16 protein-coding genes are annotated in these 18,403 nt (G+C 68.8%); 9 read left to right on the forward strand and 7 right to left on the reverse strand.

What is annotated here, in order from left to right; translation table 11 throughout:
• A complete protein-coding gene (locus ACIRPX_RS11255) occupies positions 1 to 852 on the reverse strand; it encodes a helix-turn-helix domain-containing protein (protein ID WP_404191615.1) in 852 nt (283 codons plus the stop codon).
• A gap of 179 nt (positions 853 to 1,031) precedes the next feature.
• On the opposite strand from ACIRPX_RS11255, the gene ACIRPX_RS11260 reads away from it, so the two are divergent.
• The 4 genes from ACIRPX_RS11260 to ACIRPX_RS11275 all read left to right on the forward strand — a co-directional run bounded on the left by ACIRPX_RS11260 (position 1,032) and on the right by ACIRPX_RS11275 (position 3,768).
• On the forward strand, positions 1,032 to 1,445 hold the full coding sequence (locus ACIRPX_RS11260; protein WP_404191618.1) for an ATP-binding protein: 414 nt from the start codon (positions 1,032 to 1,034) through the stop codon (positions 1,443 to 1,445).
• A 134-nt stretch (positions 1,446 to 1,579) separates the two neighbouring features.
• Positions 1,580 to 2,059 carry a hypothetical protein gene (locus ACIRPX_RS11265; RefSeq protein WP_404191621.1) on the forward strand — a complete coding sequence of 160 codons (480 nt, stop codon included), beginning with the start codon at positions 1,580 to 1,582 and terminating at the stop codon, positions 2,057 to 2,059.
• Between the two features lie 47 nt (positions 2,060 to 2,106).
• On the forward strand, positions 2,107 to 2,448 hold the full coding sequence (locus tag ACIRPX_RS11270; protein WP_404191624.1) for a hypothetical protein: 342 nt from the start codon (positions 2,107 to 2,109) through the stop codon (positions 2,446 to 2,448).
• A 45-nt stretch (positions 2,449 to 2,493) separates the two neighbouring features.
• Complete coding sequence (locus ACIRPX_RS11275; protein ID WP_404191626.1) at positions 2,494 to 3,768, forward strand: MFS transporter; 1,275 nt, start codon at positions 2,494 to 2,496, stop codon at positions 3,766 to 3,768.
• 143 nt (positions 3,769 to 3,911) lie between these two features.
• On the opposite strand, the gene ACIRPX_RS11280 is transcribed toward ACIRPX_RS11275, so the two are convergent.
• From ACIRPX_RS11280 to ACIRPX_RS11300, 5 genes are all read right to left on the reverse strand, one after another.
• Positions 3,912 to 4,952 (reverse strand): ABC transporter ATP-binding protein, encoded by a 1,041-nt coding sequence (locus tag ACIRPX_RS11280; protein WP_404191629.1) that lies wholly within the window; start codon positions 4,950 to 4,952, stop codon positions 3,912 to 3,914.
• A gap of 30 nt (positions 4,953 to 4,982) precedes the next feature.
• On the reverse strand, positions 4,983 to 6,017 hold the full coding sequence (locus tag ACIRPX_RS11285; RefSeq protein ID WP_404191632.1) for an ABC transporter ATP-binding protein: 1,035 nt from the start codon (positions 6,015 to 6,017) through the stop codon (positions 4,983 to 4,985).
• A 48-nt stretch (positions 6,018 to 6,065) separates the two neighbouring features.
• Positions 6,066 to 7,049 (reverse strand): ABC transporter permease, encoded by a 984-nt coding sequence (locus ACIRPX_RS11290; protein ID WP_404191635.1) that lies wholly within the window; start codon positions 7,047 to 7,049, stop codon positions 6,066 to 6,068.
• 105 nt (positions 7,050 to 7,154) lie between these two features.
• Complete coding sequence (locus ACIRPX_RS11295; protein ID WP_404191639.1) at positions 7,155 to 8,915, reverse strand: ABC transporter substrate-binding protein; 1,761 nt, start codon at positions 8,913 to 8,915, stop codon at positions 7,155 to 7,157.
• Positions 8,916 to 8,996: 81 nt separating this feature from the next.
• Entirely contained in the window at positions 8,997 to 9,986 is a 990-nt protein-coding gene (locus ACIRPX_RS11300; RefSeq protein WP_404191643.1) for an ABC transporter permease, read from the reverse strand.
• Positions 9,987 to 10,498: 512 nt separating this feature from the next.
• Between ACIRPX_RS11300 and ACIRPX_RS11305 the strand changes: the two genes are divergently transcribed.
• Genes ACIRPX_RS11305 through ACIRPX_RS11325 form a run of 5 tightly spaced genes read left to right on the forward strand, consistent with a single transcriptional unit; the run spans position 10,499 to position 16,064 of the window.
• Positions 10,499 to 12,133 (forward strand): ABC transporter substrate-binding protein, encoded by a 1,635-nt coding sequence (locus ACIRPX_RS11305; protein ID WP_404191646.1) that lies wholly within the window; start codon positions 10,499 to 10,501, stop codon positions 12,131 to 12,133.
• Positions 12,134 to 12,139: 6 nt separating this feature from the next.
• A complete protein-coding gene (locus tag ACIRPX_RS11310; protein ID WP_404191649.1) occupies positions 12,140 to 13,063 on the forward strand; it encodes an ABC transporter permease in 924 nt (307 codons plus the stop codon).
• Positions 13,056 to 14,033: an ABC transporter permease gene (locus ACIRPX_RS11315; RefSeq protein WP_404191652.1), complete on the forward strand. Its 978-nt coding sequence runs from the start codon at positions 13,056 to 13,058 to the stop codon at positions 14,031 to 14,033. The genes ACIRPX_RS11310 and ACIRPX_RS11315 overlap by 8 nt, the downstream gene beginning before the upstream one ends.
• A gap of 5 nt (positions 14,034 to 14,038) precedes the next feature.
• Positions 14,039 to 15,013 carry an ABC transporter ATP-binding protein gene (locus ACIRPX_RS11320; RefSeq protein WP_404192133.1) on the forward strand — a complete coding sequence of 325 codons (975 nt, stop codon included), beginning with the start codon at positions 14,039 to 14,041 and terminating at the stop codon, positions 15,011 to 15,013.
• The gene (locus tag ACIRPX_RS11325) at positions 15,006 to 16,064 is read left to right on the forward strand and encodes an ABC transporter ATP-binding protein (protein WP_404191656.1); all 1,059 of its coding nucleotides are present in this window, start codon (positions 15,006 to 15,008) and stop codon (positions 16,062 to 16,064) included. Before ACIRPX_RS11320 ends, ACIRPX_RS11325 begins: the two co-directional genes overlap by 8 nt.
• Before the next feature lie 121 nt (positions 16,065 to 16,185).
• Here ACIRPX_RS11325 and ACIRPX_RS11330 read toward each other — a convergent pair whose 3' ends face one another.
• On the reverse strand, positions 16,186 to 18,306 hold the full coding sequence (locus ACIRPX_RS11330; protein WP_404191660.1) for a prolyl oligopeptidase family serine peptidase: 2,121 nt from the start codon (positions 18,304 to 18,306) through the stop codon (positions 16,186 to 16,188).
• Positions 18,307 to 18,403 lie beyond the last annotated feature (97 nt).

Here is an 18,403-nt window from a genome sequence, read left to right on the forward strand (position 1 = left end):
TCACAGCTCTTTCGTCAGCGTGTGGATGAGATCACGCGACCGCTCGGGGTCGAGCGACGCCGCCTCCACTCTACGGAAGAGTGTTCGGAAGAGGCCGAGTTGTGCCTCGGAGTCGATGAAGAGCGAGCCGTGAGGGCCGTCGCGTACGACGGTGTCCAATGCCGGGACGGTGCCGCCCGCGTACACCATGGCGGCCGTGATGTCGGCGAATGCCTCCAGCGCGAAGGGAATGACGCGCACGGTGATGTGGGCTGCTTCGGAGAGCTCCAGGATGCGGGCGAGCTGAGCACGTGAGATGGCTCGGCCGCCCACCTTGATGCGCAGCGCCGCCTCGTGGACCACGGCCGCGTACGGGGTCTCCTCCTTCTCGACGACGACGCGCCGCTGCATCCGGTGCCGGACGCGCAACTCCAGGTCGTCGAGCGGCAGTGCGGGCACGCGGTGCGAGAACAGCGCCCGGGCGTAGTCCTCGGTCTGCAGGAGGCCGGGTACGTGAAGGAAGTCCACGTCCCACCGGTAGGTGGCGTGGTGCTCCAGCTCGGACAGGTCCAGGAACGATGTGGGGAGCAGACCGCGGTATTCCTCCCACCAGCCGCGCGTGCGATCCGTCGCCATCGCCACCAGGGCGTCGATCAACTTCCCGTCCGAGCAGGCGTAGTTGGCGGCCAGGCGGAGCAGACGCTTCTCGCTCACACCGGTGAGACCGGATTCGACCTGGTTGATCTGCGTGGAGCTGACTCCGAGCAGCGCCGCCGCCTCCCGGCCTGTCAGGCCTGCCGAGGCACGAAGTCTGCGCAGCTCGGTCCCCAGGCGTACCTGACGCGCCGTTGGGTCGCGCCTCAACCCGGCCATGCACTTCTCCTCGGTTCAACGCGCCTGCGGGCGCGACTCGTTCGAGTTCAGGTTACGCGACCGGCTTGCTAGACCTGGAAATCCAGGTTTACTGTCGGTGATGTGGTGAACGCGCCACGCCCCCAACCTTGCGCTGCCGCAGCTCTCCCAAACCCCCACGAACCAAACGGAGTTGACGCATGCCCGAAAACGCGTCGGAATCCTGGGAGTACTCCCTCTTCATCCCGCACGACCCGCGCGCCGTCACCGTCTGTCGCCGTACCCTCCGGCTGATCCTCACGATGCACGGCCTCATCGGGCTCGTGGACGTCGCCGAGCTGCTTGCCACGGAGCTGGTCTGCAACGCCGTACGCCATACGAAGGGCCCCGCCGCTCTACGGGTCCGGTGGGCCGCCGGTGTGCTGCGGATCGGGGCCTGGGACGCCGACCCCGAACCCCCCGAGCCGCCGCAGGTGTTGGAGCGGCTCGTGGAGGCGGAGGAAGGGCGAGGGCTGGCCCTGATCCGGGCCTGCGCCGACGCGTGGGGCTGGCAGCCGCTGTCCAGACACGGGAACCGGGGCAAGTACGTGTGGTGCGAGCTGGCGTCCGCGTAGGCGCGTGGGACCGGATGGCCTGGAAGTATTCGATTGACGGCGTGCGGCGGGCGATGGAACGGTGAAGCCGCGCCATCAATGGGGCGCTTCGTACTCGACTTCCCGCTGACCACGGGGAGAACAGAGGGGGAAACATGCTTCACCGCACTGCCGTCAAGGCAGCGCTGTCCGGTGCTGCCGTCATATCGGCCCTGCTGATCCCGGCAGCCGGCTCCGCGTCCGCCGCGTCACCCGCGTCCGGGCGGACCGTGACGCCACAGGCCACCAGCTACGACGCCAAGTGCAGGAGCCACGGCCGCACCTACGTCCTGAAGAAGTACTACCACCAGGTGCCCGTCGGCCCGCCCACCTTCGTCACCCTGCGCTGCGGCACCAGCACGTGGGGCTGGAAGCACATCAAGGCGCGGCACGGCTGGAACAGCACGATGGACCGCAAGATCAGCGCCGCCATCGGCACCGGGGACCCCAACGGGCGCGGCGGTTACTCCACCTACACCAACCAGTGCCCGCGCATCGAGAAGTTCCGCACCATCATCGGTACTCCGGGCGGTCGCAACGACCTCCTGACCGCCTACAAGGTGGACCAGCCGGCCGTCGCCGCCGCCCGCTGCTGACCCGGTGCCCGGGTGCGGGCCGAAGTGAGAAAGGGTGGTCGACCCCTGTGGAGGAACAGACGCCGGCCGAGCGGGCCCTGAGCCGCTCGTACGTCACCGCCGACGGAGTCCGGTTCGACGTCGACGGAATGACGGTCGAGCACCGTCCGGACCGCACCGCGACGCTGACGTACCGGCTGTCCGTGGGCCGACCGGGCCACCCGGACGAGCGGTGGGTCGTCACCCTCCCCTGGGGCGACAAGTCCTTTGCCGATGTGCTCACTTCGCCCGCACCCGCTCCCGACCGGTTGCCGCAGCTCGTGCGTCTCGTCCGCGCCCATCTGGAGGAGTGGTGGGACACGAAGGGACACAATCGGCAGTCGGCCAGGATGGGGCGGCGGCTCACCTGACCCGTCCGCCCCACTCAACACCTCGCGGACGTAGGGTGCTTGGCCGTGACTTCTTCTTCGAGCAGGGCGCCGTTGTGGCGTGACGGGCGGTTCGTGATGCTCGCCGGTGCGCGGGTCGTCTCGGTGCTGGGCAACGGATTCGCACGGGTGGCGCTGGCGTTCGCGGTGCTGGCGCTCCCGGGCGGCGACGGGGGCCGGCTGTCGCTGGTGGTGGCCTGCCAGGCCCTGCCGCAGCTGGTGTTCGTCCTGGCCGGCGGCGTCGTCGCGGACCGGATGTCACGGTCGAGGCTGATGGCCCTCGCCGACGTCCTGGGGGCCGGGGCGTACGGGGGCCTGGCCGCGATGGTGCTGACCGGCCACGCGCCCCTGGTCGCGCTGTGCGTGCTCGCGGCCCTGGCGGGCTCGGCGACGGCCCTGTTCGCGCCCGCGATGGACGGTCTGCTGCCGCTGATCGTGCCGGCCGACCGGCTGCAACGCGCCAACGGCCTGCTGCGGATGGGCAGCAACAGCGCCCTGCTGCTCGGCCTCACCCTCTCCGGCGTCACGGTGGCCTTCGTCGGGGCCGGCTGGGCCCTCGCGATCAACGCCGCCTCCTTCGTGGTCAGCGCCGCGCTGACCTCCCGCCTGGGCGTGGCCGCGGCGCCGCGCAGGAAGGCGTCCGGCTGGGCCGATCTGCGCGAGGGCTGGCACGAGTTCTCCTCCCGGCAGTGGCTGTGGGTCGTGGTCGTCCAGTACGCCGTCGTGGTCGCCGCGCTCAACGCCAACGTCGGGGTGCTCGGACCGCTGATGGCCGAACAGCACCTGGGCGGGGCCCGGGCCTGGGCCGTCATCGTGGCCGCGCGGGCCCTGGGCACCATCGCGGGCGCGGGACTCGCCGCCCGCGTCAGGGTGCGACGGCCCATGCTGGTCGCCGTGTCGTGCACGTTCCCGGCCGCCGTGCCCATCGCCCTGCTCTGCGTCCGGGCGCCCGTCTGGCTGGTCGCGGCAGCCATGTTCGGCGCCGGCATCGCGAGCGACGTCTTCGGCGTCCTGTGGGCCACCACCATCCAGCGCCACATCCCCGAGCACGCCCTGTCCCGCGTCAGTTCCTACGACTGGTTCGGCTCCCTGGCGTTCGCCCCGCTCGGCCTGCTCGTGGCGGGACCCCTCGCCCAGGCCGTGGGCACCGGCCGGGCCCTCGCGGGCTGCGCCGCCCTGATCGTCCTGGCCACCGCGGCGGCCCTGCTCTCGCCCCAGGTGCGCAGGCTCGGCACGGAGAAGGCACCCTCCGGCGCCGCGGGGGCCCCCTCCCCGGCCCCGGAACATCAGTCGGGTACCTGACCACACCCGAGGACGGAGAAAGGCCCACGCGGCGCGAGAGCGCGGCGTGGGCCTCCTTCCCCGGGAAGCGGACGTTCTGGGGCTCGGGTCAAGGGGCCTTGAAGGTCCGTTCCGAAAGGGGGCGGCTGACGAAAAGGGGTGTGTCAGACCGCCGCCTCGGGGTCCTTGGAGAGCGCGGCGGGCACGGCGTCCGCCGTCTCGGGGTAGTGGCACGCGGTCAGATGACCGGGCTTGTTGCCCTCGACCTGGACCAGCGGCGGCGCCTCGCTCGCGCACTTGTCGGTCGCCTTCCAGCAGCGGGTGCGGAAGCGGCAGCCGGAGGGCGGGGAGATGGGGGAGGGGACGTCGCCCTGGAGCCGGATGCGCTCACGGGCCGGCGCGTCGTCCGCCGAGGCCTCGGGGACGGCGGACAGCAGCGCCCGGGTGTAGGGGTGGCGCGGGTTGCCGTACAGGTCGTCGCGGTCGGCGATCTCGACGATCTTGCCGAGGTACATGACCGCCACGCGGTGCGAGAAGTGCCGTACGACGGCCAGGTCGTGGGCGATGAACAGGAACGCGATGCCCAGCTCCTGCTGCACCTTCTGGAGCAGGTTGACGACCTGGGCCTGGATGGAGACGTCCAGGGCCGAGACGGGCTCGTCGGCCACGATCAGCTTCGGCTCCAGGGCCAGCGCCCGTGCCACCCCGATGCGCTGGCGCTGACCGCCGGAGAACTCGTGCGGGAAGCGGTTGTAGTGCTCGGGGTTGAGGCCCACGATCTCCAGCAGCTCACGCACACGCTTCTCACGCCCGCCCGCCGGATTGATGTCGTTGATCTCCATCGGGCCGACGATGATCTTCCCGACCGTCTGCCGCGGGTTCAAGGACGCGTACGGGTCCTGGAAGATCATCTGGATCTCGGAGCGGATCGGCGCCAGCTGCTTGCGGCCGGCGTGGGTGATGTCCTGTCCGCGGTAGGAGATCGTGCCCGCCGTCGGTTCCAGCAGCCGTGTGATCAGCCGGCCGGTGGTCGACTTGCCGCAGCCCGACTCCCCGACCAGGCCCAGGCTCTCGCCCGCGGCCACCTGGAAGTCCAGGCCGTCGACCGCCTGCACGGCGCCGACGGTGCGCGGGAACGGGAAGCCGCCCCTGATCGGGAAGTGTTTGGTCAGCCCGCTGACGTCAAGGAGGGGTTCGTTGCTCATGATGGTGAAGTCCCGTCTCGTGTACGCCAGTCAGTGCCGGGTCACGGCGAAGTCGGCGAAGATTTCCTTGCGCTGCCCCGACGGCAGGTGGCAGGCCGAGCCCCGGCCGTCCACCACCTCCAGCTGCGGCCGCTCGGTGGAGCACAGCCCGCCCGCCACCTTCTCGGTGAAGGCGCAGCGCGGGTGGAAGCGGCAGCCCGAGGGCGGGTTGAGCAGCGACGGCGGCGCGCCCGGGATCGGGGACAGCGGCACGTCGACCGGGCCTTCGAGGCTCGGCATGGAGCTCAGCAGGCCCAGTGTGTAGGGATGCTGCGGTGTGCGGAGCACCTCCTGCTTGGTGCCCTGCTCCACGCACCGGCCGCCGTACATCACCAGCACGTCGTCCGCGATGTCGGCGATGACGCCGAGGTCGTGGGTGATGAAGATGATCGCCGTGCCGAACTCCTGCTGCAGGTCCTTCAGCAGGTCCATGATCTGCGCCTGGACCGTCACGTCGAGGGCCGTGGTGGGCTCGTCGGCGATGAGCAGCTCGGGGTCGCAGACCAGCGCCATCGCGATCATCGCGCGCTGCCGCATACCGCCGGAGAACTGGTGCGGGTAGTCGTCCACCCGGAGGTCCGGCTGCGGGATACCGACCCGCCTCAGCATCTCGATCGACCGCGCCCGGGCCTCCTTCTTGGAGGCGCCGGTGTGCTTGCGGTAGGTCTCGCCGATCTGCGTGCCGATGGTGTGGTAAGGCGACAGCGAGGCCAGCGCGTCCTGGAAGATCATGGACATCTTCTTGCCGCGCAGCCGCGAGAGTTCGCTCTCGGAGGCGGTGAGCAACTCCTGGCCGTCCAGGAGGATCTCGCCGTCGATCCGGGTGTGGTAGGGGTCGTGCAGGCCCAGGATCGCCAGGTTGGTGACCGACTTGCCGGAGCCCGACTCGCCCACGATGCCCAGCGTCTGGCCCTTGGTCAGGTCGAAGGTGAGCCCGTCGACGGCCTTGACGATGCCGTCCTCGGTGGAGAAGTGGACCTGTAGGTCCTTGACGGAGAGGAAGGGCTGCTGATCGGTGCTCGTCACGGGGACGCTCCTGGGGGGTGATGCGAGAGGTCGGGGGTGGGGCGGAGGTCAGGCGAGCCGGATCCGCGGGTCGATGAGGGCGTAGACGGCGTCCACGATGATGTTGGCGAAGACGATCGCGCCGGCCGCGAGGACGGTCACTCCGAGCAGCATCGGCAGGTCGCTCTGGTCCACGGACTGCACCGCGAGCCGGCCGACACCGTGCAGGCTGAAGGTGGACTCGGTGATGATGGCACCGCCGATCAGCGTGCCCAGGTCGATGCCGAACAGCGTGACGATGGGGCCCATCGCGCCCCGCCAGGCGAACCGGAAGAACACGTTCGCCCGGGACAGGCCCTTGGCGCGGGCCGTGCGGACGTAGTCCTCGCTGAGCTGCTCGACCATCTGGGAGCGGGTCATACGGGTGTAGTTGGCGGTGAAGATGATCGCCAGGACGAGCCAGGGCAGCAGCAGCCCGGAGAACCAGGACACCGGGTCCTGGAACAGCGAGGCGCTGTCCTGCGGCTGGTCGAGCCAGCCCAGCTTCGCGACGAAGATGAACATCGCGATGTAACCGACGAAGTAGATCTGCAGGGAGGAGCCGAGCAGCGACGCCGAGCTGGCGAACTTGTCCAGGAAGCGGCCCTGCTTGAGAGCGGCGAGCATGCCCGCGCCGATACCGAAGATCAGGAAGACGACGGCCGAGCCGAGGGCGAGCGCCAGGGTCGTCGGCAGCCGGTCCTTGATCGTGTCGAAGACCGGCACGTTGTTCGCGAAGGAGTAGCCGAAGCAGGGGGCGTCACAGTGCCCGAAGCCGCTGTAGTCGCGACCGACGAAGACGCCCTTGAGCCAGTACCAGTACTGCACCGGGATGGGGTGGTCGATCCCCAGGTTCTTCCGGATCTGCGCGAGGTTCTCAGGCGTGCAGTTCTTGCCGCAGGACATCATGGCGGGGTCACGCGGCACGGCGTAGAAGAGCCAGAAGGTGACGGCGCTGATGATCAACAGGATGACCAGCGCGCCGGTGACTCGGCGGACGAGGAAGCGGAGCATGAGGCGTGACTTTCCGGACGGGGCGCCGTCGCCGGGGTGAGGAGAGGGGGGTGGGCCGCAGGGGGCGGCCGTACGGTCGGCCGCCCCCCACGAGGTCGTGCTCGGTTACTTCATGGCGTAGAGCTTGCAGAGCGCGACGCAGGTGTTGCCGCCGTCCCAGACGACGTTGCCGACCTTGGAGCCGTACAGGTAGTTGCGGATGGAGTGGTAGTCGGGCACGACCGCCGCCAGCTCCATGATCATCTTGTCGACGTTGCCCCAGGCCTTGTTGGCCTCTTCCACGTCCGCGGTCTGGGCGGCGGCGTCGATGGCCTTGTTGACGCCCGGGTCGTTCAGCTGCGCGTAGTTGCTGCGGCCGTCGCCGATGTTCTTGCCGCTCCAGCAGGGGTAGAACTCCGAGTAGCCGCCCGGCCAGTCCGGGCTCCAGCCGGCCGCGAACAGGTCGAAGCCGTTGTCGATCTTGCCGATCTGGGTGTAGAAGGTCGACTTGTCGACCTGCTTGTTGACGACCTTGAAGCCGGCCGCCTCGAGCGCGTTCTTGATGGCGACGGCGCTCTTCACCGCGTTGTCCGACTGCTGGTAGGCGATCACCAGCTTGTAGCCGAGCTTGCCGGCGTCCTTCAGCACGGACTTGGCCTTGTCGGGCTGGCCGCCCGGGTGCTTGTCCACGCCGTACAGGTCGAACTTGGTGTAGCCGGGGGTCACCGGGGCGAAGATCGTGGTGGCGATCTCGCTGGTGGAGGCGCCGCCGCGGATGGTCTGCAGCTGCTGGTGCGGCCAGGCGTAGTTGATGGCCTTGCGGACCTCGAGGTCCTTGACGCGGGTCATGTTGATCGGCCAGTAGTAGGTGACCGTGTCGACCGCGGTGAGGACGCGCTTCTTCAGGTCGGCGTTGGTGAGCACCTGGGCGATGCGCTCGGGGGCGATCTCGTTGAAGATCGGCACCGCGTACTGGTCGTTGCCCTTGTCCGCTATCCAGCGGTCGGTGGAGGCGACCAGCTCGTAGCCCATCTGGAAGACGTACTTGTCCGGGTAGGCGTTGCGGATCGGGTCCGTCTTCGGGTCCCAGTGCTCGTTGCGCACGAAGGTCATCTGCTTGCCGACGTTACGGACGTCGACCTTGTACGGGCCGCAGGAGATCGGGCGCTTGTCGTACTTCTCCTTGGTGTCGTGCTTCTTCGGCACGAAGGAGTAACCACGCATCGCGAGCGTGTAGTTGAAGTCGACGCGGGCTTCCTTGAGGCGGAAGGTGACGGTCTTGCCGTCGATCTCGATGGAGTCGAGGCTCTTGCCGTCGTAGGGGCCCTTGTACTTGTCGCCGCCCTCCATGAAGTCCTGGACGTAGCGCGGACCCTCGGTGACGAAGGAGGCGAAGAGGCGCTCGAACGTGTGGCGGACGTCGTCCATGGAGAGGTCGGAGCCGTCCTCCCACTTGATGCCGTCCTTGAGGGTGAAGGACCAGGTCTTGCCGCCGTCCTTCATCGTGCCGGCGTCGGTCGCGGCGTCGCCGACGAGGGTGGCGTTGCCCTTGTCGTCCAGCTTGTAGCCGGTCAGAGCGCGCATGACCGGGACGGTGATGGCACCCTCGGTCGACACGTAGATCTGCGCCGGGTCCATGTGGTCCATGTCGAACTGCTGGAGCGAGTAGATCGTCCCGCCCGTGACCGCGCCCTTGACCTCGGGGGCCGGGCCGGTGGAGTCGGCCTTGGTGCCGACCGGGATCTCGGTGGTCTTGGAGCCGGTGACCTTCGGGGCCTTGCTCTGCGAGGAGCCACCCTCGTTGCCACTGCTGCAGGCGCTCAGCACCGAGGTCGACGCCGCGGCGACGCCGGTGGCGATGAGGAAGTTTCTGCGCGAGAAGGACATGCTTCCTGCCTTGAGTAAGAGTGATGAGAGAGTTCCGGCAGCCCAGCCCGGCGTCTTCGCCGTGGGCCTGTGAAGGGCCGGCTAGCGCTTGGACTTCGGGTCGAGTGCGTCACGCACCGAGTCGCCGAGCAGGTTGAACGCGAGGACGAAGATCACCATGGAAAGACCCGGGAAGAGCATGAAGGTGAGGTCCTCGGTGTAGAACATCGCGCCCCGCTGGATCATGACGCCCCAGTCCGGGGTCGGGTCGATCATGCCGACCCCGAGGAAGGCGAGGCCCGCCTCGATGGTGACGAATGCCGGGAGCATCAGCGTGGACTGGATGATGATCGGCGTCCACAGGTTGGGCAGCAGCTCCTTGAAGACGATACGCCCCGGTGACGCACCCGTGACCTTGGCCGCCTCGATGAACTCCCGTTCGCGCAGGCCGAGTACCTGCCCGCGCAGCAGCCGGGCGAGGGAGGCCCAGCCGAAGACGGCGAGGACGATGATCAGGCCGACGGCCCGCAGCGCGGTCGGGATGTTCTCGTCGGGGGCGACGAAGAGACCGTAGACGACCGGCATGAAGGCGATGAAGAAGAGGGTGGACGGGAAGGACAGGAGGATGTCGATGACCCGGCCCACCAGGTAGTCCGTCTTGCCGCCCAGATAGCCCGCGGTGGTGCCGATGACCACGCCGAGGAACACCGTGAGCAGGGTGGTCGCGATCGCGATGCCCAGCGAGTTGCGGATCGCGTAGAGCAGGAAGGTGAAGACGTCGCGCCCCAGTTGGGGCTCGATGCCGAACCAGAACTCTCCGCTCATGCCGCCGTTCGGGCCGGCCGGGTACGCGAAGGCGTTGAGCAGCTCCGGCCGCTGGCTCGCGTAGGTGGTGTAGGGGTTCTTGCCGTACAGCTTCGCTATGAGCGGAGCGGCGACCGCGATCACGAAGAAGAAGATCACGACGCACGCCGATATGACGCCGGTGCGGTCCCGCTTGAAGCGGTTCCACGCCAGCCGTCCGGGTGAGCGGCTTTCGTTGCCCTGAGGGGTGGAGGGCGAAGACGAGTTCTCGACGCTTGCGTCGGTCACCTCGAGCGGTGCAGCCGCGGATGGAGTTGGGGGGGTCATGATGCTCCTGGCCCAAGGGAGGGTCTGAGTGACTCCGCAGGGCGCTCCCCTACGGGCTACGCCGGACTTTTTCAACGCAATTCGTTCAAGGTCAATAAAATCTCGGCCGACTTGGCGTTCTCTTTACTTTCTTTGCCGTTCCTTGGTCGATTTGTAGCTACGCGTGTAGTGCGTCGTAATCGATCCGTGTCCCGATTCGGGCCAACTGCGCGAAACGGGCAAGGAGTTCGATATGCGGACGCCTCAGTATCGAAATCCGTACATCTCCGCGTAACAATCCAACGTTTCGGCATCGGATGGCAAAGATCCATTGCGCGTCCCGTGGAAGATCCACGGACGGAGGGAGGTCCTCGCGCGCCCATCCGGATGGTGTGGGCCGCCGAAGATCCCCCAATGGGCCCGGTGCGAGTGCGGTGCGCTCCTTTTGAGTCGATATTGCCGGTAATGGACTGGCAGTCATGAGGAGGCACAGCATGCGTGGAGCCACGCACGCCACATGGGTCGCAGGCGCGGCGGCGGTCGCACTCGCCGCGACGGCCTGCGGGGGCGGCAGTGACAGCGGCGGCAGCAGTGGCGACAGCGGTGCGGTGTTCAGCTCCTCCTGGGGAGACCCGCAGAACCCGCTGGAGCCGTCCAACACGAACGAGGTGCAGGGCGGCAAGGTCCTCGACATGATCTTCCGCGGGCTCAAGCGGTACAACCCGAAGACCGGCGCGGCCGAGAACATGCTCGCCGAGAAGATCGACACCACGGACTCCACGAACTTCACCGTCACCGTCAAGAGCGGCTGGAAGTTCAGCAACGGCGAGCCCGTCACCGCCAAGTCCTTCGTGGACGCCTGGAACTACGGCGCCAGCCTGAAGAACAACCAGAAGAACGCGTACTTCTTCGGGTACATCGAGGGCTACGACAAGGTCCACCCCGACAGCGGCACGCAGACCGCCGACACGCTCTCCGGCCTGAAGGTCACCGGCGACCGGACCTTCACCATCAAGCTGACCCAGAAGTTCTCGACCTTCCCCGACACCCTCGGCTACGTCGCCTTCGCGCCGCTGCCCCAGGCCTTCTTCACCGACCACGCCGCGTGGATCAAGAAGCCGGTCGGCAACGGGCCGTACGAGATCCAGTCGTACACCAAGGGCTCGAAGATGTCCCTGCGGAAGTGGGACGCCTACCCGGGCTCGGACAAGGCGCAGAACGGCGGTGTGGACCTGAAGGTCTACACCGACAACAACACCGCCTACACCGACCTGATGGCCGGCAACCTCGATCTGGTGGACGACGTCCCGGCCGCCCAGCTCAAGAACGTCAAGAGCGACCTGGGCGGCCGCTACCTGAACACTCCCGCCGGCATCATCCAGACGCTCGCCTTCCCCTTCTACGACAAGAACTGGGACACCAGCGGCGCGCTGAAGGTCCGCAAGGGCCTGTCCATGGCGATCAACCGCAAGCAGATCACCGACACGATCTTCCAGAAGACCCGCACCCCGGCCACCGACTGGACCTCCCCGGTGCTCGGCGAGAAGGGCGGCTTCCAGGACGGGCTGTGCGGCGGCAGCTGCGACTACAACCCGTCCGAGGCCAAGAAGCTGGTCCAGGAGGGCGGCGGGCTGCCCGGCGGCCAGGTCAAGATCAGCTACAACGCGGACACGGGCTCGCACAAGGAGTGGGTGGACGCCGTCTGCAACTCCATCAACAACGCGCTCGGCAACGACAAGGCCTGCGTCGGCAACCCGGTCGGCACCTTCGCCGACTTCCGCAACCAGATCACCCAGAAGAAGATGACGGGTCCGTTCCGGGCCGGGTGGCAGATGGACTACCCGCTGATCCAGAACTTCCTGCAGCCGCTCTACTACACCAACGCCTCCTCCAACGACGGCCACTGGTCCGACAAGGACTTCGACCAGCTCGTGAACCAGGCGAACAGCGAGACCGACACCGCCAAGGCGATCTCCCTCTTCCAGAGCGCCGAGAAGGTCGTCCGGGACAACATGGCGGCCATCCCGCTCTGGTACCAGAACGGCAGCGCCGGCTGGTCCGACCGGCTCTCCAACGTGGCCCTCAACCCCTTCAGCGTTCCGGTCTACAACGAGATCAAGGTCGGCTGAGCCGTCATGGGCAGGTACGTGGTCCGGCGTCTCATCCAGATGATCCCGGTGTTCATCGGGGCCACCCTGCTGATCTTCCTGATGGTCAACGTGATGGGCGACCCCATCGCTGGTCTGTGCGGCGAACGGCAGTGCGACCCGGCCACGGCGGCCCAGCTGAAGAAGGAGTTCGGCCTCGACAAGCCGGTCTGGCAGCAATACCTGACGTACATGGGGAACGTGTTCACCGGTGACTTCGGCACCGCGTTCAACGGGCAGAAGGTCACCGAGCTGATGGCGACGGCGTTCCCCGTCACCATCCGGCTCACCATCGTCGCGATCCTCTTCGAGATCGTCATCGGCATCACGCTCGGCGTCGTCACGGGGCTCAAGCGCGGGCACCCCGTGGACACCTCGGTGCTGCTGCTGACCCTCGTCGTCATCTCCGTGCCCACGTTCGTCACCGGCCTGCTGCTGCAACTGCTGCTCGGCGTCGAGTGGGGCTGGATCAAACCGTCGGTCTCCCCGGACGCGACGTTCGGCGAGCTGATCGTGCCGGGCCTGGTCCTGGCCTCCGTCTCCCTCGCCTACGTGACCCGGCTGACCCGCACCTCCATCGCGGAGAACCGGCGCTCCGACTACGTCCGCACGGCCGTCGCCAAGGGCCTGCCGCGCCGGCGGGTGATCGTCCGGCACCTGCTGCGCAACTCGCTGATCCCCGTGGTCACCTTCATCGGCACGGACATCGGGGCGCTGATGGGCGGCGCGATCGTCACCGAGCGGATCTTCAACATCCACGGCGTCGGCTACCAGCTCTACCAGGGCATCCTGCGGCAGAACACGCAGACCGTCGTCGGCTTCGTGACCGTCCTCGTCCTCGTCTTCCTGGTGGCCAACCTGCTCGTCGACCTCCTGTACGCCGTACTCGACCCGAGGATCCGCTATGCCTGAGCAGTACGAGTCCGAGGGCGTCATCTCCTCCGCGGGCACGGGTGGCGCGATGGACCTCGCGGTGACCGAGGCGGAGACGCTGGAGCGCGTGCCCGGGGGACCGGAGGGCACGGGGCCGGCCGGCAAGCCGCGCTCCCTGTGGTCCGACGCCTGGCGGGACCTGCGCCGCAACCCCGTCTTCATCGTCTCGGCGCTCGTGATTCTCTTCCTGGTCGTCATCTCCATCTGGCCGTCGCTGATCGCCTCCGGCAACCCCCTCAAGTGCGACCTCGCCAAGGCCCAGGAGGGCTCGCAGCCCGGTCACCCCTTCGGCTACGACGGCCAGGGCTGCGACGTCTACACCCGCACCGTGTACGGCACCCGCATCTCCATCAGCGTCGGCGTCCTCGCCACGATCGGCGTCGCGCTCCTCGGCTCGGTCCTGGGCGGGCTCGCCGGGTACTACGGCCGGGGCTGGGACTCGCTGATGTCCCGGATCACCGACATCTTCTTCGCGATCCCGGTCGTGCTCGGCGGTCTGGTCCTGCTCTCGGTGGTGACCAGCAACACGATCTGGCCCGTCATCGGGTTCATCGTGCTGCTCGGCTGGACGCAGGTCTACCGCATCGCCCGCGGCTCGGTCATCACCGCCAAGGAGAACGACTACGTCCAGGCGGCCCGCGCCCTCGGCGCCTCCCACTCCCGCATCCTGCTGCGGCACATCGCGCCCAACGCGGTCGCCCCGGTGATCGTGGTGGCGACCATCGCGCTGGGCACCTACATCGCCCTGGAGGCGACCCTGTCCTACCTCGGCGTCGGCCTCAAACCCCCCACGGTCAGCTGGGGCATCGACATCTCCGCCGCCTCCCCCTACATCCGCAACGCCCCCCACATGCTGCTGTGGCCGGCCGGCGCCCTCGCCATCACGGTCCTCGCCTTCATCATGCTGGGCGACGCGGTGCGGGACGCTCTCGACCCGAAGCTGAGGTGATGGCCTTGCTGCTCGAAGTGCGGGACCTGCAGGTGGAGTTCCGGACCCGGGACGGGGTGGCCAAGGCCGTCAACGGGGTGGACTACCGGGTGGACGCGGGGGAGACGCTCGCCGTGCTCGGGGAGTCCGGGTCGGGCAAGTCGGTCACCGCGCAGGCGGTCATGGGCATCCTCGACACCCCGCCCGGGAAGATCACCGGGGGCGAGATCCTCTTCCAGGGCCGGGACCTGCTGAAGCTGAAGGAGGACGAGCGGCGCAAGGTCCGCGGGGCCGAGATGGCCATGATCTTCCAGGACGCGCTCTCCTCCCTCAACCCCGTGCTCTCCGTGGGCGACCAGCTCGGCGAGATGTTCGTCGTGCACCGGGGGATGTCGAGGAAGGACGCGCGGAGCAAGGCCGTGGAGCTGATGGAGCGGGTGCGCATCCCGGCGGCCAAGGAGCGCGTCAGGGACTACCCGCACCAGTTCAGCGGCGGCATGCGCCAGCGCATCATGATCGCGATGGCCCTCGCCCTGGAGCCCGCCCTCGTCATCGCCGACGAACCGACCACCGCCCTGGACGTCACCGTCCAGGCCCAGGTCATGGACCTGCTCGCCGAGTTGCAGCGCGAGTACAATATGGGGCTCATCCTCATCACCCACGACCTGGGCGTGGTCGCCGACGTCGCCGACCGGATCGCCGTGATGTACGCGGGCCGGATCGTGGAGTCGGCGCCCGTGCACGACATCTACAAGGCCCCCGCGCACCCGTACACCAAGGGCCTGCTGGAGTCGATCCCGCGCCTGGACCAGAAGGGCGAGGAGCTCTACGCCATCAAGGGCCTGCCGCCCAACCTCATGAGCATCCCGCCCGGCTGCGCCTTCAACCCCCGCTGCCCGATGGCCCAGGACGTGTGCCGCACCGATCTTCCGCCTCTCGCCGAGGTGGACGAGGACCGGCGCAGCGCCTGCCACTTCTGGAGGGAGTGCCTGCATGGCTGAGGCGATTCTGGAGGTCAGCGGGCTGGTCAAGCACTATCCGCTCACCCAGGGCATCCTCTTCAAGAAGCAGATCGGCGCCGTGAAGGCCGTCGACGGCGTCGACTTCGCACTCGGCCGCGGTGAGACCCTCGGCATCGTCGGCGAGTCCGGCTGCGGCAAGTCGACGGTCGCCAAGATGCTGGTCAACCTGGAGAAGCCGACGGCCGGTCATATCCGGTACAAGGGCGAGGACATCGCCCGGCTCTCCGGCAAGGCCCTGCGCTCCGTCCGCCGCAACATCCAGATGGTCTTCCAGGACCCGTACACCTCGCTCAACCCCCGTATGACGGTGGGCGACATCATCGGGGAGCCGTACGAGATCCACCCCGAGGTGGCGCCCAAGGGCGACCGGCGCGCGAAGGTCCAGGAGCTGCTGGACGTCGTGGGGCTCAACCCCGAGTACATCAACCGCTATCCGCACCAGTTCTCCGGCGGCCAGCGCCAGCGCATCGGCATCGCGCGCGGGCTGGCCCTGCGCCCGGAGATCATCGTCGCCGACGAGCCGGTCTCGGCGCTCGACGTCTCCGTCCAGGCCCAGGTGATCAACCTCCTCGACCGGCTGCAGAGCGAGTTCGAGCTGAGCTACCTCTTCATCGCCCACGACCTGTCGATCGTCCGGCACATCTCGGACCGGGTCGGGGTGATGTACCTGGGCCGGATCGTGGAGACCGGCCGCGACAGCGAGATCTACGACCACCCGACGCACCCGTACACCCAGGCGCTGCTGTCCGCCGTCCCCGTGCCCGACCCGGAGGCGCGCGAGCACCGGGAGCGGATCATCCTGGCGGGCGACGTGCCCTCCCCGACCAACGTCCCCTCCGGCTGCCGCTTCCGCACCCGCTGCTGGAAGGCGCAGGAGCGGTGCTCGCTGGAGGTGCCGGAGCTCGCGGTGCCCGCCGTGTTCCGGTACGAGACCGGTCCCACCGCCCACGACTCGGCCTGCCACTTCGCGGAGGAGAAGCAGGTCGTGCCGCCGGAGGAACAGGGGGAGCAGGAGCCGGAGGAGGAGTAACAAGCAGGCAACTTCGCCGACCCGCCTCCGATATACGGACGCGCCAGTCTTTGCAGCGTACGGCCGTGCGGGTGCCGTAAGCGGGCCGGGGCGCGCCATGTCGCCCCGGCCCGCTGCCGTGCTACCGCAGGCCCAGCGACCGGCGCAGGAAGTCCAGTTGCAGCAGCAGCAGGTTCTCGGCGACCGACTCCTGCGGGGTCATGTGCGTGACGCCGGACAGCGGCAGCACCTCGTGCGGGCGGCCGGCGGCGAGCAGGGCCGAGGACAGCCGCAGGGAGTGGGCGACCACCACGTTGTCGTCGGCGAAGCCGTGGATGACCATCATCGGGCGGTGCGGATCGGCGGCGTCCACCAGACCGGCGTCGTCGATCAGCGAGTTGCGCCGGTAGACCTCCGGCTGCTCGTCCGGGTGGCCGAGGTAGCGCTCCTGGTAGTGGGTGTCGTACAGGCGCAGATCGGTGACCGGCGCGCCCACCACCGCCGCGTGGAAGACGTCCGGGCGGCGCAGCGCCCCGAGCGCCGCCAGATAGCCGCCGAAGGACCAGCCGCGGATGGCGACCCGGTCCAGATCGAGCGGGAAGTCGCCGGCGAGTGCCCGCAGCGCGTCCACCTGGTCCTCCAGGACGACCGCCGCGAGGTCGTCGCGGACCGCCTTCTCCCAGGCCGGGGAGCGGCCCGGGGTGCCGCGGCCGTCGGCGACCACGACCGCGAAGCCCTGGTCGGCGAACCACTGCGAGGTCAGGTGCGGATGGTGGGCGGCGACCACCCGCTGGCCGTGCGGACCGCCGTAGGGATCCATGAGGACCGGCAGCGGGGTCCGGCCGTCGTGGTCACGGGGGAGCAACACGGCGCACGGGATGCGCCGTGCGCCCCCCTCGGTCAAGGTCACGCGCGGGGACATACCGGGATCTTCGGCGTACGAGGTGATGGTGGCCGACTGCTTGCCGTCGCGCAGCGCCCGCACCCGGCTGCCCGGCCGGTCGACCGAGGCGGACACCAGCACGGTCACGCCCCCGGCGCGTACGGCCGCGTGCACACCGGGCTCCTGCGACACGCGCTCCAGGCCGAGCTCGTTGACGCGATACACATGCACCTCGCCGATCTCGGGGGCGTCGGCCTCGGCGCCCGCCGACGCGGAGACCAGCACGTCGTGCGGCCCCACGTCCAGCACGCCACGGACGTGCAACTGGGGTCCCGTCAACGGGCGTTCACCCACCGCCAGCACGCGCGCGCCACCCTCGTCGGTGATCCGCACGAGCTGTCCCGACGGGCTCCAGCAGGGCACTCCGGGAAAAAGATCAAGCCAAACCCGATCTTCGTCCGCATGGACCAGCCGGGTCTCGCCGGTCTCCGGCGACACGGCCAGGAACAGCTGGCTGCGCTGGTCGCGCGCCTGTACGAGCAGCAGTGGCGCACCCGCCTCCGACCAGTGCACATGCGCCAGGTACGGATAGCGCGCCCGGTCCCAGACGACCTCGGTGCGCTCCCCGTCCAGGCCGATCACGAACAGCCGTACGTCCGCGTTGTCGGTGCCCGCCGCCGGGTAGGGCACGTGCTGTGGATCACGTTCGGGCCGGGCCGGGTCGGAGATCCACCAGCGCCGCACCGGGGTGTCGTCCACGCGCGCGACCAGCAGCCGCTCCGAGTCCGGCGACCACCAGAAGCCCCGTGAGCGGCCCATCTCCTCGGCCGCGATGAACTCGGCCAGCCCGTAGGTGACCTCCGCCGACTCCGGTTCCGCGAGCGCCCGCTCGTCCTTGCCCTCGGCGCTCACGACCCGCAGCGCGCGGTGCGCCACGTAGGCGACGTGCCGGCCGTCGGGCGAGGGGCGCGGGTCGATCACCGGCCCGGCGGCCGGGAGCTCGCGCGCCGTGCCGGCCCGCAGCTCGGCCGTGAAAAGCCGCCCCGACAAGGCGAAAGACGCCAACTCCACGGTCGCGTCGGTGGCGTAGCCGACGATGCCGGCGCCGCCCTCACGGCTGCGCTCGCGGCGTGCCCGCTCCTCGGGCGGCAGGTCCTCGTCGGCACCGCCCAGCAGGGCGCGCGGATCGGCCGCCACGCGCTCCTGGCCCTGTGCCGGGTCGAGGACCCACAGCGAACTCGCCCGGTCCGTGCCGGAGGTGGAGCGCAGGAACACGACACGCGCGCCGTCGGGCGCCACGGTGAAAGCGCGCGGCGCGCCGAGCGTGAACCGCTGGGTGCGTGCGTGCCTGCGGGGAAAGGAGTCGGACCTCGTCGTCATGCTCCGACCATATTGGCCATGCGCCCCCTTGTGCGGCCGTGCGCCGATCGATGCGCGCGTCCGGATAGTTATGATCACTGGCGCATGGTGGGTATGA

The organism is Streptomyces sp. NPDC101225 (genome assembly GCF_044767585.1).
Lineage (GTDB): Bacteria > Actinomycetota > Actinomycetes > Streptomycetales > Streptomycetaceae > Streptomyces.